The sequence below is a fragment of the Candidatus Nitrotoga arctica genome, assembly GCF_918378365.1.
In the GTDB taxonomy this organism is placed as follows: domain Bacteria; phylum Pseudomonadota; class Gammaproteobacteria; order Burkholderiales; family Gallionellaceae; genus Nitrotoga; species Nitrotoga arctica.
The window spans coordinates 1,878,212-1,892,595 of record NZ_OU912926.1 but is presented as its reverse complement, the minus strand read 5'-3'; the positions used below and the strand labels follow the sequence as shown (position 1 = coordinate 1,892,595).

14 protein-coding genes and 2 pseudogenes are annotated in these 14,384 nt (G+C 45.3%); 15 read left to right on the top strand and 1 reads right to left on the bottom strand.

What is annotated here, in order from left to right; translation table 11 throughout:
• Positions 1-10: 10 nt before the first annotated feature.
• The 15 genes and pseudogenes from nagZ to mobA all read left to right on the top strand — a co-directional run bounded on the left by nagZ (position 11) and on the right by mobA (position 13,497).
• Positions 11-1,060: a beta-N-acetylhexosaminidase gene (gene nagZ, locus MKZ32_RS08575; RefSeq protein ID WP_239796891.1), complete on the top strand. Its 1,050-nt coding sequence runs from the start codon at positions 11-13 to the stop codon at positions 1,058-1,060.
• A 181-nt stretch (positions 1,061-1,241) separates the two neighbouring features.
• On the top strand, positions 1,242-1,964 hold the full coding sequence (locus tag MKZ32_RS08570) for a LuxR family transcriptional regulator (RefSeq protein WP_239796890.1): 723 nt from the start codon (positions 1,242-1,244) through the stop codon (positions 1,962-1,964).
• 304 nt (positions 1,965-2,268) lie between these two features.
• A complete protein-coding gene (locus tag MKZ32_RS08565; protein WP_239796889.1) occupies positions 2,269-2,889 on the top strand; it encodes an acyl-homoserine-lactone synthase in 621 nt (206 codons plus the stop codon).
• The gene (locus MKZ32_RS08560; RefSeq protein WP_239796888.1) at positions 2,886-3,335 is read left to right on the top strand and encodes a hypothetical protein; all 450 of its coding nucleotides are present in this window, start codon (positions 2,886-2,888) and stop codon (positions 3,333-3,335) included. Before MKZ32_RS08565 ends, MKZ32_RS08560 begins: the two co-directional genes overlap by 4 nt.
• Before the next feature lie 125 nt (positions 3,336-3,460).
• Complete coding sequence (locus tag MKZ32_RS08555) at positions 3,461-5,269, top strand: putative bifunctional diguanylate cyclase/phosphodiesterase (protein WP_239796887.1); 1,809 nt, start codon at positions 3,461-3,463, stop codon at positions 5,267-5,269.
• Between the two features lie 518 nt (positions 5,270-5,787).
• The gene (locus MKZ32_RS08550; RefSeq protein ID WP_239796886.1) at positions 5,788-6,609 is read left to right on the top strand and encodes a class I SAM-dependent methyltransferase; all 822 of its coding nucleotides are present in this window, start codon (positions 5,788-5,790) and stop codon (positions 6,607-6,609) included.
• Between the two features lie 271 nt (positions 6,610-6,880).
• A complete protein-coding gene (gene rpsF, locus MKZ32_RS08545; protein WP_239796885.1) occupies positions 6,881-7,294 on the top strand; it encodes a 30S ribosomal protein S6 in 414 nt (137 codons plus the stop codon).
• A complete protein-coding gene (gene priB, locus MKZ32_RS08540) occupies positions 7,291-7,593 on the top strand; it encodes a primosomal replication protein N (protein WP_239796884.1) in 303 nt (100 codons plus the stop codon). The genes rpsF and priB overlap by 4 nt, the downstream gene beginning before the upstream one ends.
• 10 nt (positions 7,594-7,603) lie before the next feature.
• Complete coding sequence (rpsR, locus tag MKZ32_RS08535; protein ID WP_173052052.1) at positions 7,604-7,873, top strand: 30S ribosomal protein S18; 270 nt, start codon at positions 7,604-7,606, stop codon at positions 7,871-7,873.
• Positions 7,874-7,883: 10 nt separating this feature from the next.
• Positions 7,884-8,339 carry a 50S ribosomal protein L9 gene (rplI, locus tag MKZ32_RS08530; protein WP_239796883.1) on the top strand — a complete coding sequence of 152 codons (456 nt, stop codon included), beginning with the start codon at positions 7,884-7,886 and terminating at the stop codon, positions 8,337-8,339.
• Positions 8,340-8,639: 300 nt separating this feature from the next.
• On the top strand, positions 8,640-10,028 hold the full coding sequence (gene dnaB, locus MKZ32_RS08525) for a replicative DNA helicase (RefSeq protein ID WP_239796882.1): 1,389 nt from the start codon (positions 8,640-8,642) through the stop codon (positions 10,026-10,028).
• Between the two features lie 86 nt (positions 10,029-10,114).
• Positions 10,115-10,509: pseudogene (tnpA, locus tag MKZ32_RS08520) on the top strand (IS200/IS605 family transposase).
• A 189-nt stretch (positions 10,510-10,698) separates the two neighbouring features.
• Complete coding sequence (locus MKZ32_RS08515) at positions 10,699-11,739, top strand: IS630 family transposase (RefSeq protein WP_239796881.1); 1,041 nt, start codon at positions 10,699-10,701, stop codon at positions 11,737-11,739.
• Between the two features lie 183 nt (positions 11,740-11,922).
• Positions 11,923-12,660 (top strand): ankyrin repeat domain-containing protein, encoded by a 738-nt coding sequence (locus tag MKZ32_RS08510; protein ID WP_239796880.1) that lies wholly within the window; start codon positions 11,923-11,925, stop codon positions 12,658-12,660.
• Positions 12,661-12,819: 159 nt separating this feature from the next.
• A complete protein-coding gene (gene mobA / locus MKZ32_RS08505) occupies positions 12,820-13,497 on the top strand; it encodes a molybdenum cofactor guanylyltransferase MobA (protein WP_239796879.1) in 678 nt (225 codons plus the stop codon).
• Positions 13,498-13,911: 414 nt separating this feature from the next.
• Here the strand turns inward: mobA and MKZ32_RS08500 are convergent.
• Positions 13,912-14,247 (bottom strand): annotated as a pseudogene (locus tag MKZ32_RS08500) (transposase); the annotation flags it as partial.
• Between the last annotated feature and the right edge of the window lie 137 nt (positions 14,248-14,384).

The window sequence follows — 14,384 nt, the reverse complement described above, 5'->3', positions numbered from 1 at the left end:
GAGAATTTGAATGGGAATCGGCCCATGCATGCTGGATATCGCAGGACCTACCCTTACTGTGGAAGATGAAGCACGCTTACGTCATGGACTGGTGGGTGGCGTGATTCTGTTTGCGCGTAATTACGAATCTCCACCCCAGTTGGCCCAGCTGACAGCCAGCATTCATGCGTTGCGTTCTCCCCCGCTATTGATTGCTGTGGATCATGAGGGTGGGCGAGTGCAACGTTTTATCGAGGGTTTTACACGTATCCCGGCGATGCGTGAGTTGGGTAATATTTGGGATGAACATCCGCGCCGCGCCAAGCATCTGGCGCAGCAGGTAGGTTATGTGTTGGCTGCAGAATTGCGTGCTTGTGGCGTGGATTTCAGCTTTACCCCGGTGCTAGATATAGATTTTGGCATCAGCAAAGTGATTGGCGACCGTGCTTTTCATTCTGAGCCTCAGGCCATAGGCGAATTGGCACATAGCCTGTTATTGGGACTCAGGCAGGGTGGCATGTCCACCGTGGGCAAACATTTTCCTGGCCACGGTTACGTACATGCCGATTCACACTTGGAAATTCCGATAGATGAGCGCAGCTATACCGACATTGAGTTGTGCGACCTGATTCCATTTCGTCAGATGGTGAATTATGGTCTGACTGCGGTCATGCCCGCACACGTTATTTATTCCAAGGTGGACACATATCCAGCAGGTTTTTCAAAAGTATGGCTGAAAGATATTCTGCGCGGTGAGCTGGATTTCAATGGATGTATCTTTAGCGATGACCTTAGCATGGAAGGTGCCACGGTAGCGGGCGGTATCCTGCAACGTGCGGAAGCGGCGCTGCAGGCCGGCTGTGATATGGTGCTGGTATGTAATCAACCATCCTTGGCAGATGAATTGCTAGCTGGACTAAAGTGGGACATGCCAGCAACTAGTAAAGCGCGTCTGGCGCATATGCGTGGCCGAAACCATCCAGATACATTGGTGCAATTACATGAGCAAACAGGATTTATGAAGGCGGTGCATGAAATCGCTGCTATAGGCTCAGGCACCGCAGAATTACCGTTTGCCTAGTTGCGCTTTACTCGGGTATAGGGGTACAGTAAACAATTGAGCTCAAATATGAGATTGAACTTGACGGTCAGAATTATTGTGGAACGCTCTGAGAGCGGATTCAAATACAATCTTTTCAAGCAATGAGGGATGAAAATAAATAAAATCCCGTTTTCCCGGAAATACAAACGAGGAGAATACTATGACTGATTTGGATCTGCTCCAGTCGTTGCTAGATTGCGACACGGTTGCAGAATTGCATGCCACGACTACAACTATAATCAAGCAGATGGGATTTGAGCATTTTCTTTATGCGGTGCGGGTAAACGTATCGCTTACCCGACCTTATCATTTTCTTTTTAGCGGCTATCCAAAGGAGTGGCGTGAACATTATGAGCTATCCGGCTATGCCAAGATTGATCCGACGGTCCTGCATTGTGCCAAGACAGTAATCCCGGTAATTTGGGATCGTAAAATTTTTAATAGCAGGCCTACAGCCAGAATAAGGAACGAAGCGGGAGAATTTGGACTTGCTAATGGTGCGAGCTTTTCTGTCCATGGAAGGCAAGGGGAAGCCGCAATGCTGAGTCTGACCACTTCCCGTAATTCACGTCAAGCTAAGCAAGATATTATTACTATGCTGGGAACAGCGCAGTTGCTGACGTGTTACTTGCACGAGGCGATTCAGCGCATCGTGCTTAGCAAAGATTCTTTGCCTCTGAAAAAAATAAATCTGACCGATCGAGAAAGAGAATGCATTCTCTGGGCGGCAGAAGGAAAAACCGGGTGGGAAATAGCTAATATTCTTAAGCTTTCCGAGCGCACTGTGACTTTTCATCTGCAAAATGCAGCCAGCAAAATGGGAGTATCTGGTCGCCAGCATGCGATTTCCCGTGCTCTTTCGATGGGTCTTATCGCTCCCTGAACTTTGTATGACTGCGGATCTGTATGGTGATGGATCGCTGCCATACTCGAGCCCGACAGAGTTTGCATAATTTTATGTGTGCAACAGATTATTCGACCTATGAGATGCCGTGAACGGCGAACTCCCTCTATTTTATCCCAAAGTATACTTGCTGCTTAACTCTAGAGCCTTGTCCAGCCAAGGTTTGTAGCCATTAATTGTTATTTTACCCTGTAAGATCTTACAGCTAGCTAGCCGTTGAGATACGTAGTCTCATTGCTCCTGTCATCAACCAACGACAGAGGGCACAAAAATGAGTTCGATAATGCTTGCGCAACATGGGGACGGCTCACTAAATCGTCAAGCCGCGATGGAAATGTACCGGCTCAGGCACGATGTCTTTCATGACCGACTGGGTTGGGAAGTGACCAGCGACAATGGCATGGAACACGACGAATTCGACCGAGCCAATCCGGTTTATGTACTGGTAAGAGGGGATGAAGATGCAGATGAGGATGAGAATGAGGTATTGGGTTGTTGGCGACTATTACCTACAACCGGGCCCAACATGTTAAAGGATACTTTTCCGCAGCTCTTGCACGGACAGCGTGCACCGCAACAAGCCGACGTGTGGGAACTAAGTCGATTTGCCGTAACTGTACCCAAACATGAAAGTGCAAATTATGGTTTTAGTGCAATACCCATGCAGATGATGCAAAAATTATTTAAGTTTGCTCAACTCAACGGTATTGTTCGTTACGTTACAGTAACCACTGTTGCGGTTGAAAGATTAATATCTAAAACAGGCGTTAATCTAAGCAGATTTGGGCCACCCATCAAAATAGGCCGGGTGTTGACTGTGGCTTGCTCCATTGAAATCGACGAGATAACCGAATTCGCCCTGTTCGGTACCCTGCCCGAGCATGCACTGAGGCTAGCTGCATGAATATTCTGTTACTCGGTGAAGCATCAGGCACCCGTCGCATCTTGAATCAGATGCTGGAAAAATCCAGACATCAGTTAGTTCAGCAAGCATGGGAGGATATGCCTGAGCCAGATTTGGAACAATACGACATGGTGTTGATAGATGGTAATGTTTGCGATTGCTCTGAACAAGCGCGCTTGTTGGAATGGGTGCGGGAGGCCAGGCGTCTTTTTCCGGATCTGCCGGTAGCGGCATTGAATTACGTGGGTACTCCTGCAGCGGCTGAAAACACACAATGCAATATGGCCGACCATTCTTGTGGCGTTTCCGAATCCGGTGACGGGATCTGGCGCATGCGCTGTCGTTTAAAGGAACTTGCCTTGAGCGAAACCGCCGCTCTATTGCGTGATGCATGCGAGCGTCAGCCCCTGGAACCAGTTGTTTTTGAATACTCGGGGCAAGGTTGATATGCATACAATAGCTGCAGGACACAGGTTTACTCGTTCGTCTAATATGAATTCCAAATTTCGATGTTCTTTACTATCCGATGTTTGTTGCCTAGCCTGATTAACCAAGATAATGAGTGATATTAATGCAGGACTTATCTAGCTCCGACCAACAAATTGATCCAGATGCCACGAATTATAAGAAAATTCATCCGGTTTGGGGACAAGAGAGAAATGATACACGTCAAAAAGAGAGGCAACTCAGGCTATTCGCGCATATATTTGATAGTGTAAATGAAGGCATAATCGTCACCGATGCCGACAAAAACATGTTGTTTATTAACCCGGCCTTTTCTACTATTACCGGTTACAGTGCTAATGATTTGATAGGTAAAAACTTGAACCTGTTACACCTTGGCTTGATGGATGACGCGTTCAGCCAGGATACATGGCGCAGCATTAACGAGACCGGGCGCTGGCAGGGTGAGATGATCGGTCGACGAAAAAATGATGAAAGTTATGCCGAGTGTTTAAGTATCAGCACAATGAAAAATGAACTCGGCGAAGTCAGTTACTATATCGGCGTTTTTTCTGATATCAGTGAGCGTAAGGCGGCAGAAGAACGCGTGGCATATGTTGTACTGCATGATTTTCTCACCAATTTGCCCAATGGCCTGCTATTACAGGATCGTTTAGCTCAGGCCATTTCCCATGCTGGCCGTGAAAAACACAAAGTGGCAGTCATGTGTCTTGATCTGGATCATTTCAAAGTTATTAACGATATGCTGGGCCACCTTGTTGGCGATAAATTATTGCAAGAGGTTGCCAGACGAATTAGTAGTGTGGGTCGCGCTAGCGATACGGTAAGCAGGCGGGGTGGGGATGAGTTCGTTATCATACTGCCGGATTTGGAAACGGTGGATGATGCTGCCGTTATTGCGGTCAAGCTGTTAAATGCCATCTCTGGCCTGTGCATGATTGATGGCAATGAAATCAAAATAACCACTAGCATCGGCATCAGCATATTTCCCGAAGATGGATGCGATGGGGATTACTTGATCAAATATGCTGATGCTGCAATGTACCACGCTAAAAAAAATGGCCGCAATAATTACCAGTTTTTTACTAATGAAATGAATCAGCTTGCGCTTGAACGCATGTCGATTGAACGGAAACTGCGTCATGCAATAGAACGCCAGGAATTTTGTTTACATTACCAGCCTCAGGTAGACTTGCGTAGCGGTCGCATCATTGGTGTAGAAGCATTGCTGCGCTGGAATAATCCCGAGACTGGAATGATTTCACCAGGTTATTTCATTCCCATCGCGGAAGAGACCGGTTTGATTATTCCGATCGGCGAATGGGTATTGCGTGAGGCTTGCCGGCAGAACAGCGAATGGCGTATGTTAGGTTTACCGGAACTTACCGTGGCGGTCAACCTATCGGCAGTACAGTTTCGCCAAAATAATTTCGGCGAAATGATCAAGACAATTTTGTGTGAGAACGGTCTTGAACCGTCTGCCCTTGAACTGGAAATTACCGAAGGCGTTGTCATGCAAAATGCTGAAGCGTCAATTGCGTTGTTATTAGAGCTAAAGACGATGGGACTGAAACTCGTAGTGGACGATTTTGGTACTGGCTACTCCAGTTTGAGTTATCTCAAGCGTTTCCCTATCGATAAGCTCAAGATCGATCAATCATTTGTGCGCGATATAATAGTTGATTCGGATGATGCTGTGATTGTTAGTACGATCATTAATATGGCGCGCACCCTTAAGTTGAAAGTGATCGCTGAGGGAGTGGAAACTGCCGAGCAGCTATCTTTCCTGAAATATCAGGAATGCGACGAGATACAAGGCTATTACTTCAGCCAACCGGTGCCACCCGAAAAAATTAACAGTCTGCTGGTATCTGGTTACAAAGAGGGAAATCAATGGTTATATGTATCGAAATAAAGTAAAGGTGTAAGTTGTGTCTTGCCGATCTCGTCTACTTTTCTTATCGGCGCCAGGTTACCAAGGTCAAAGGTGGCAACGATGGTTATTACATCGTTCCTTACTCAATTCTGCTTTCGTTGATTGCTTGGTTGCTTGTTCTTGAAATTTCTTGCTGTATTTGCTTTCGTTATTTTTTCTTAATTTGACATCTTCGTCTCAAGTTTAATAAAACGTTTGTGTCTATTTTTTCAGTTTATCTCACTGCACGGGCCGCATTGTCTAACTATGCAATCGTATGGACAATGCGTTGCACGGTTCCCATACTCGCGTTACAGTATGTCCAGCTCGCATGGTTCAGTTTTCTTATTAGTTTCGTCGCTAACAAGAAAGTACGATCGTCGTCATGCAGTCTTCATATTCTGGTTTAGTATAATCGTTTAACTTATTTATTAATAATAACTATTTTATAATAGCCATTGGAGGGGCGAAATTAATTTTTGAGGGGAGCTATTTTGAGGGGAGCTATTGGGAGCGGTATGCATGAAATAAAATCTGGTCAATCAATTGATCTGCTTAAAGAGCTGCACATTCTTACTCGAGATGGGAAGATGAATCAAGATTCCCGACGCAAGCTTAAGCAGGTCTATCACCTCTATCAATTTATCGAGCCGTTGCTGCAAGAAATTAAGCAAGATCACCACAGCATTCAACTGGTGGATCATGGGGCAGGCAAATCTTATCTTGGCTTCATCCTCTATGACTTGTTTTTTAAGACATTGAACGATGCATCGCGTATCTACGGCATCGAAACACGTGATGACTTGGTCAAACACTCGCAGGCGTTGGCGTCACGGCTAAATTTTCCAAGTATGTCATTCCTTAACTTATCGGTGGAACAGTCTATTGAGTCAGAGATTTTGCCCGCCAAGGTGAATGTGGTCACAGCCCTCCATGCGTGTAATACCGCTACTGACGATGCCATACGCTTTGCGTTGAAAAAAAATGCTCAATTTATCGTATTGGTGCCATGCTGCCAAGCCGAAGTGGCGGTGGTATTGAAGAAAAATAAAGGCAAAGATCTGGCGAAAAATGTTCTGATTGAACTATGGCGCCATCCCATCCATACCCGTGAATTTGGTAGTCACATTACCAACGTGCTGCGCTGTTTGCAATTGGAAGCTCACGGTTACCAAGTGACAGTGACCGAGCTAGTGGGTTGGGAGCATTCGATGAAAAATGAACTTATTATCGCGAATTTCAAAAATTTGCCATGTAATCGTTCGGCTGAGCGATTGAAAGAAATGCTGCAAACTCTGGGGCTGGAAGAAATGAGTGGTCGTTTTTTTACGCGGATGTAGTAGTCATCGCTGAAATTCTGTAATTATCATGCATCAACCTTGTTCGGCGATTCATCCGATTTAGCGAATTACATTGCACTCTGCTGATCTATACCGTTATCTCGAATTGGGACAATAATGCGTTTCCTTAAAGAGTTTGAGATAGAGACAACAAGATTGTAAACAAGGCTTTTCCTTGACCTGACTGAATTTTTCGCTATAATCACGCTCCCTCAAACCCTTGCTCTACCGTTACGCATGACGGGGGGCTTTATATCCAAAAGGAGAATTAATGCGACATTACGAAATTATATTTATCGTGCACCCCGACCAGAGCGAGCAGGTACCCGCTATGATTGAACGCTACCGTGCTCTGGTGACGGCCAAGAATGGTTTAATTCATCGCTTGGAAGACTGGGGTCGCCGTCAATTGGCTTACCCGATCCAAAAAATCCATAAAGCGCATTATGTGTTGATGAATATTGAATGCAACCAGGAAGTTTTGGACGAGATTGAACATGCATTCAAGTTTAACGATGCTGTGCTACGCCACTTGACTATCAAAACTAAATCTGCGGTAACCATTCCTTCGGCGATGATGAGAGAGGAAAAGTCGCGTTCGTTGACTGCCCCTGCGGCAGGCTCAGGACAGGCTCCTCAGATTGAATTGGTCGTGCCAGCTGAAGTTGCTGCGGTTACTGATTGAGTGTTGCTTGCAACCGGCTCTCCGTTGACGGAGAACTCGTTGAACTAGATAGTTTGCGGTACACCCCGGCAGGGGTAGCGCGAATCGCATTAAAAATTCGTCATGCTTCAACTCAACTAGAGGCCGGCATAGCGCGTCATGTACAGTGTGATATCCCAGCTTTGGCACTTGGTGCAGCTGCCCAGCAGGCTAATAATTTGCAATTGGGACAGCGGGTAAAAGCAGAAGGATTTTTGGCTCAGCGCAGTTTACGCATCACACAACTTGTGTTGCACATTGATAACATTACATTAGAATAAGGAGCACAGCATGGCTCGTGTTTTTAAGAAAAAAGATGACAAGAAGAGTAACTCTTCGCGTCAATTGTTCAAACGCCGCAAATTTTGCCGCTTCACTGCAGATAAGATTGCAGAAGTAGATTATAAAGATTTGAATATTCTCAAGGAATTTATTGCTGAGAACGGCAAGGTTATTCCGGCACGTATTACTGGCACCAAATCGCGCTTCCAGCGTCAATTGGGCATTGCAATCAAGCGTGCAAGATTCTTGGCGTTGCTGCCTTACACAGATTTGCATTAAGGAGCAGAACATGCAAGTGATACTTATGGAAAAAATGGTAAACCTTGGCCAATTGGGCGATGTAGTTAAGGTTAAAAATGGCTATGCACGTAATTTTCTGATTCCGCAAGGCAAAGCCAAGCGTGCGACTGAGGGTAATAAGGCGGAATTTGCAGTTCGTCGCCTTGAACTGGAAGCTGCAGAGCAAGCCAAGGTGGGAGAAGCTCAGGCACGCGCTGAGAAGTACAACGGACTGACTGTGCAAATCGTACAAAAGGCCGGCGTTGACGGCAAGTTGTTCGGTTCCGTGACCAATGCCGACATCGTTACGGCGCTGGCACTGCAAGGTTTTACTGTGGAAAAAACTCAAGTGCGCATGTCGGCGGGGCATATAAAGCAAGTCGGCGATTATCCAGTCAACATCGCGTTGCACACTGATGTTATAGCTAATATTATAGTTTCAGTGTTGGGCGAGCATAAGCCGTAGTTTTTTACGCATTGTTGTAAATAAAATAGAGCTGGCGACAGCTCTATTTTATTTTTGGTGGCAGAAATTTTCTCAGTGATAGAATGCTGCAGCTAGTTTGGTGTTTACGTTAATTGGAGCTTATATAATTGGTCAAAGAAGAAGTTCTTTGCAAAATATTGTTAACGTAGTGGCTAAAACTACCGGTTTTATTTTTAAGTTTTTATATTCCATGCAATAAATACCGAAAATAATGATCTCAAAAATAAGTCCCACCAAGAATGCGGCTCTACATTAGTTCTTGATCAATAACTCGGCACTATGCACAACCTATATATTCCTCCACCAGATCCCCAGCTTGAGGCATTAAAACTTCCACCTCATTCGGTGGAAGCTGAGCAGTCGGTATTGGGCGGCATTTTTTTGGACTCCACCGCGTGGGACAAAATTGCCGACCTGATTAGTGAACAAGATTTTTACCGTTTTGAGCACCGCCTGATTTACCGGCATATCGCGCGCTTGACCGAGCATGCCAAACCGGTAGACGTTATCACCGTGGCGGAATCGTTGGAAAGCAATGCTGAACTCGATAAAGCCGGTGGATTGGCTTATTTAGGCTCCTTGGCGCAAAACGTGCCGTCCGCAGCTAACATCCGGCGCTATGCTGAAATTGTGCGTGAGCGCGCTGTTATGCGCAAACTAGCTGAGGTTGGCAGCGAAATTGCTACTAGCGCCTATAACCCCGCTGGGCGCGATGCGAACCAGTTGCTGGATGAAGCGGAAAGCCGTGTATTTGAGATTGCTGAGGCTGGTGAGCGCGGCCGTCAGGGTTTCAGCCCCCTTCCACCGCTACTTACGAAGGTAGTGGAGCGTATTGAGACACTTTACGGTCGTGATAACTCCAGCGATGTGACTGGTGTGGCAAGTGGATTTACCGACTTGGACAGCATGACTTCCGGCCTGCAACCAGGTGAACTGATTATTGTTGCCGGGCGCCCGAGTATGGGTAAAACTGCTTTTGCTATTAATATCGCCGAGCATGTGGCGTTGGAAAGCTGTAAGCCAGTGGCAATCTTTAGTATGGAAATGGGTGGCATCCAATTGGCCATGCGCATGATAGGTTCAGTAGGTAAACTCAACCAGCATGATTTGCGCACTGGACGTTTGCAGGAAGATGACTGGCCGCGCCTGACCCATGCACTGGGGCGTTTGAATGATGCAGCCATTTTCATCGACGAAACAGCCGCGCTAAATTCGCTTGAGTTACGCTCGCGTGCACGCAGATTACATCGCCAAAATAATGGCTTAGGGTTGATTATTATCGATTACTTGCAGTTAATGTCTTCTCCTTCAAGTAAGGCAAGTGAAAATCGTGCTACCGAAATTTCAGAAATTTCACGTTCTTTGAAAGGGTTAGCCAAGGAGTTACAAGTACCTGTTATGGCGCTATCGCAGCTTAACCGTAGCTTGGAGCAGCGTCCTAACAAACGCCCGATGATGTCCGATCTGCGCGAATCCGGTGCTATCGAACAGGATGCCGATCTGATTCTGTTTATCTATCGTGATGAAGTATACAACCCTGATTCACCTGACAAGGGTAAGGCGGAAATTATCATCGGCAAGCAGCGTAACGGCCCGATAGGCAAGGTTGAGTTGACGTTCCGTGGTGAATATACACGTTTTGATAACTTCGCTCACGCTCAATATTGAACCTTTGGGGTGAACTCCCCGCCGCTTGCGGCGTAAGTATTGCGGATGAGCGATATACCCATAAAAGTTCCAACCTAACGGTGTTGATGTATTACTTGGTATTTCCGGTAAAGTATTGACGAGTCGCCTTTGACGGCAGGGTTGATGAGATTTTTAAAGAAGTATGTTGGGAAATTGAGGAGCGCTACCAAATGAAGTTTGGAGATAGGAGCGGACAAGGATCATGTCCATTTTTTGGTTCAGAGCGACATACAGTGTGACGAAGATGCTGAGGATGCTGAAGAGCATAACGGTACGAGAGATATTCAGGCGTTGCCCGCAAGTAAAGAAACAGTTTTGTGGGTGGTGAATTCTGGATGGATGGTTTTTTGCAAGCTCGATTGGGAAACATGGCGATGAAGCTATATTAGGTAAGTACGTCAAGAGTCAAAGGAATAAGTATCATAAATTACATTCGAACCATGAGCGTGCGCTGTTTTGAGATATCCCGCAGCTTGCTACGAGGTTGTTCATTTGCGGAATTATACAAAGAGATTTATCATATATTCAGGTATTGCTATTGCACATATTTATTTAAAAAATGGAATAAATATCAATGAATAACCTCTGATACTATAGACCCGGCACGATTTATAAATGAATTTTTATTGGTTTTCGATGTCTATGGAGTATGGAAAAAGAAGATGCCCGCAAGCAGTCGCGAGAAGTACTGCATGAACGACGCAAGCAAGTTATTCGTATGCACCGCAAAGGTGTGGCGGTGATGGAGATCGTGGTGCAAACGGGACTGAGCTGGACGGCAGTCAATACGGCGCTGCGGTTGTATAAGGCTGAAGGTTCGGGGGCACTCAAGCCCGGCGTTCGGGGTAAAAAACCTGGCAGTGGACGCCGCTTGACGGTTAGCCAAGAGCTGGCGATTCAACAAACCATCTGCGACAGACGCCCCGAACAACTCAAGATGGATTTTGCGCTATGGAGCAGGCCCGCTGTGCGCCAGCACATTGAGCTGGCGCACGGTATCAAGCTGTCTATTCGGGCAGTAGGCAACTACTTGGCACGTTGGGGTTTTACACCACAAAAACCCATTAAAAAAGCATACGAGCAGCGGCCTGAAGCCGTCCAGGCTTGGCTTGATGAACAATATCCGGCCATTGAAGCCAGAGCAAAAACAGAAGGTGCGGAAATTCACTGGGGCGACGAGACGGCGCTAGTCAACACGGATGTCAGAGGCAGGAGCTATGCGCCGGTGGGCAAGACACCTGTGACGTTCGCAGTAGGCGGCACGCGCCACAAGCTATCGATGATTGCGACGGTAACCAATCAGGGTAAAACGCGCTGGATGATTATTGATGAGGCATTTAACTCCGACAAGCTCATTGAATTTCTGGAGGCGCTCATCAAGGATACAGACCGCAAGGTGTTTCTGATACTGGACAACTTGAGAGTTCATCACAGCAAACCTGTAAAGGCTTGGGCTGCCGAGAACGCACAGAAAATCGAGTTGTTCTACTTGCCCAGCTACAGCCCTGAACTCAACCCCGAAGAAAGACTGAATGCGGATCTCAAACACGTCATCACTTCAAAGGTGCCAGTGCGCACCAAGGCAAAACTCAGAGCTGCTGCGACTGATCACATGACCATGCTTGAGCAAAACCCCGAACGCGTGCGCCGTTATTTCGGCGACCCAAAAGTCGCCTACGCGGCTTCATGAATAATTTGTGCCGGATCAATAGGCATAGTAAACAATGACTTTTCAAATACTTTAAAAATTAGGCTTGGTCTCAATGATGCAGATGCAAAAATGCTCAAAAATATGTACTAAGTTTTGCAAAACGAGCCACTCACCGGGTAGTTGTCCTTAATATTTAATAATATTTCATCAGGAGATTTTTTCATGGCAATTTTGCCGAAAGTAGTACAAAAACTAGCAGATGAAAATAATCCTCTTTTTGGAAAAGCTAAAGCATTTTTATTAGAGGAAGATGCAGGATCAATTGCTGCAAAAAAAGCCGCTAGTATCGTTCGTTCTGAAGATAATAATGCTCTATTAGCGGTGAAAGATAATGATGCTCTGATGGTAGCGACATGGGATAACAATTTAGAGGGGATGGAGTGCGCAATTAAACAGGGTGCAGATTTGAATGTTCGTGATTTTCTGGGTAAAACGCCCTTACACTATGTTGCAAGTATAGTCGCAGCTAAGGTGCTAATTGATGGTGGAGCTAACCTTAATATTATGGATAATAATAATCGAACTCCATTATTCGAGGTTGATGACCCCAATATTGCCATATTTTTAATTGATTGCGGTGCCAATTTTAATTTGAAAGATAAGGATAGTTTTACACCTTTACATTTATGGGTTAATCATCCAAAAGTCGCCCAACGTTTGTTGGTTGCGGGTGCAAACCCAAATATTCAGTTGGCACGCGGAGGTACATTATCAAGAGGAGGGATTTATAAAAAAGGGAATACCGCGTTACATTGTGCTAACAATTTAGAGACAGCAAAAATTTTAATTGAACATGGCGCAGACATCACGATTAAGAATAAATATGGATTACTTGCTGAGGAAACAACTACGGCTGAGACCCAAGAATTTATTAAATCTATCAGTCTGAATAAGCAGTAACCAAAACATTATTTGCAAGACGCCCGGGTTCACTTCTCGGCGGGTTGATGGTTTTTCTTAAAATGAAATCTTGTGCAAATAATATTTGTATGTCCCCCAATTGAAATATGTTATTTAAAAAATATAATTTATGGCATTGGCACTAGATAGTAATATGATATGAGAACTTCTCAGATTAAATTTGAGGAGTTCATTGAATCAGTACAGCCCGCAATAACCACTGTAATTCTGGCAGGGGGATTGGGTACTCGTATTGGCGGCGCAAAGGGTTTGCAATCCTTGCATGGACGAGCGTTAATTGACTGGGTATTAGATTCGGTTAGCCGCCAAAGTGCAGAGGTTTTGATTAATGCGAATGGTGTGCAAGATGATTATTTGTGCTTCGGTTATCCTGTCATTGCCGATCAGACCCCGAATTGGGTAGGGCCGCTTGCCGGATTGCAGTCCGCTCTGCGACTTGCACGTCATGATTGGGTTGCGAGCGTTCCTTGCGATACACCATTTCTGCCAGTCGATTTAATCGCCCGCTTATATAAAGCAGTTAGCACAATAACTACGGTGGAGGCTTCAGTGGCAGTCGTTGCTGGAAAGCGGCAGCCTACTATTGCCCTTTATCATAAGAACGTACTTCCTAAATTGGATACCTATCTAAACTCAGGCGGGCGCAAAGTAAATAGCTGGCTAGAAACCTTACATTTGAGCGAAGTAGTATTAGATGATGCAATTGCATTTACTAACATTAATACGCTGGACGATTTGGCACATGCTAACCAGATTGCAGTAAATGTATCCATAGAGGGTGCACCTGAGACATTAATAATCAAGAAAAAAAAATAGGATTAGAAAAGTCAGGTGTAAAACTGCTTGGTCAGATGAAACAAATTAAGACGTACCGTACGTATTGTTAAGCTAGGGAAGCGCTGATTAACTCGCGTTTCAGAATTCACACATTTAAAAATCAATTTGTTACGCGCGAAATTCTGCGAAATTTTGAATTAATCAGCGTCCCCCTAGTAGTCTGCCTAGCTTCGAATTATCTCACTAACAACTTGGATTTTTGAGCACACTTATAGATCCGTCCATTAATCATTAATAGAGTACGATTCATCATACTCGTGAAGGCCGTAATTCAGATGTTCTGTCAATCTATTTGATGGCTAGATCTATAATCACGCTTGCAAGAAAATGTTCAGATTTTCATCAAATCACTTTCTAGACTCCTAAGCACGGTAATTTGCATCGTAAATTATTTCATTGACGCTCTAAATTACCCTGCCAACACAACATTCGCTTCAAGTTCCACGCCATCGCGACTGGATTAAACTCGCTGTTGACGTTTTTTAATCTACGCAGTGAGAATTGACGAAATCTGATTATCCTCCGTGATGATTTCAAGCACTGGTTCCACCGTGTATGTGCGTTTCGCATAGAGTGCCCGTCCTTCCATGGTTAGTAGTAAATAATAGATCGTCTTAACCTTTGTCGCATCTATTTTCAGTGGTGGTGATTCGGTAAAATGTACCGCCGGATCGGCTAATGTTGCTCACGTTTCACCGTAATAAACGGGGTGATTTTCTGTCTACAGGCAGGCCTTATCGCTATCAACAAGCGCACTTTTGACCCGTTCTGGTTTGTCCGCATCATAGAACGAGCACCACGCCCGCATCGACCTATCTTTCAGAAAGAGCGCCATTGCAATTACGGTGCAAAGGCGAATCAACGGG

What these genes read in the sequence shown, in the direction of transcription:
- MKZ32_RS08510 (WP_239796880.1), top strand. Translation starts at nt 11,923, where the DNA reads ATGGCAATTTTGCCGAAAGTAGTACAAAAACTAGCAGATGAAAATAAT.
- nagZ (WP_239796891.1), top strand. Translation starts at nt 11, where the DNA reads ATGGGAATCGGCCCATGCATGCTGGATATCGCAGGACCTACCCTTACT.
- mobA (WP_239796879.1), top strand. Translation starts at nt 12,820, where the DNA reads ATGAGAACTTCTCAGATTAAATTTGAGGAGTTCATTGAATCAGTACAG.
- MKZ32_RS08570 (WP_239796890.1), top strand. Translation starts at nt 1,242, where the DNA reads ATGACTGATTTGGATCTGCTCCAGTCGTTGCTAGATTGCGACACGGTT.
- rpsF (WP_239796885.1), top strand. Translation starts at nt 6,881, where the DNA reads ATGCGACATTACGAAATTATATTTATCGTGCACCCCGACCAGAGCGAG.
- rplI (WP_239796883.1), top strand. Translation starts at nt 7,884, where the DNA reads ATGCAAGTGATACTTATGGAAAAAATGGTAAACCTTGGCCAATTGGGC.
- dnaB (WP_239796882.1), top strand. Translation starts at nt 8,640, where the DNA reads ATGCACAACCTATATATTCCTCCACCAGATCCCCAGCTTGAGGCATTA.
- MKZ32_RS08550 (WP_239796886.1), top strand. Translation starts at nt 5,788, where the DNA reads ATGCATGAAATAAAATCTGGTCAATCAATTGATCTGCTTAAAGAGCTG.
- MKZ32_RS08560 (WP_239796888.1), top strand. Translation starts at nt 2,886, where the DNA reads ATGAATATTCTGTTACTCGGTGAAGCATCAGGCACCCGTCGCATCTTG.
- MKZ32_RS08555 (WP_239796887.1), top strand. Translation starts at nt 3,461, where the DNA reads ATGCAGGACTTATCTAGCTCCGACCAACAAATTGATCCAGATGCCACG.
- MKZ32_RS08515 (WP_239796881.1), top strand. Translation starts at nt 10,699, where the DNA reads ATGGAAAAAGAAGATGCCCGCAAGCAGTCGCGAGAAGTACTGCATGAA.
- rpsR (WP_173052052.1), top strand. Translation starts at nt 7,604, where the DNA reads ATGGCTCGTGTTTTTAAGAAAAAAGATGACAAGAAGAGTAACTCTTCG.
- MKZ32_RS08565 (WP_239796889.1), top strand. Translation starts at nt 2,269, where the DNA reads ATGCTTGCGCAACATGGGGACGGCTCACTAAATCGTCAAGCCGCGATG.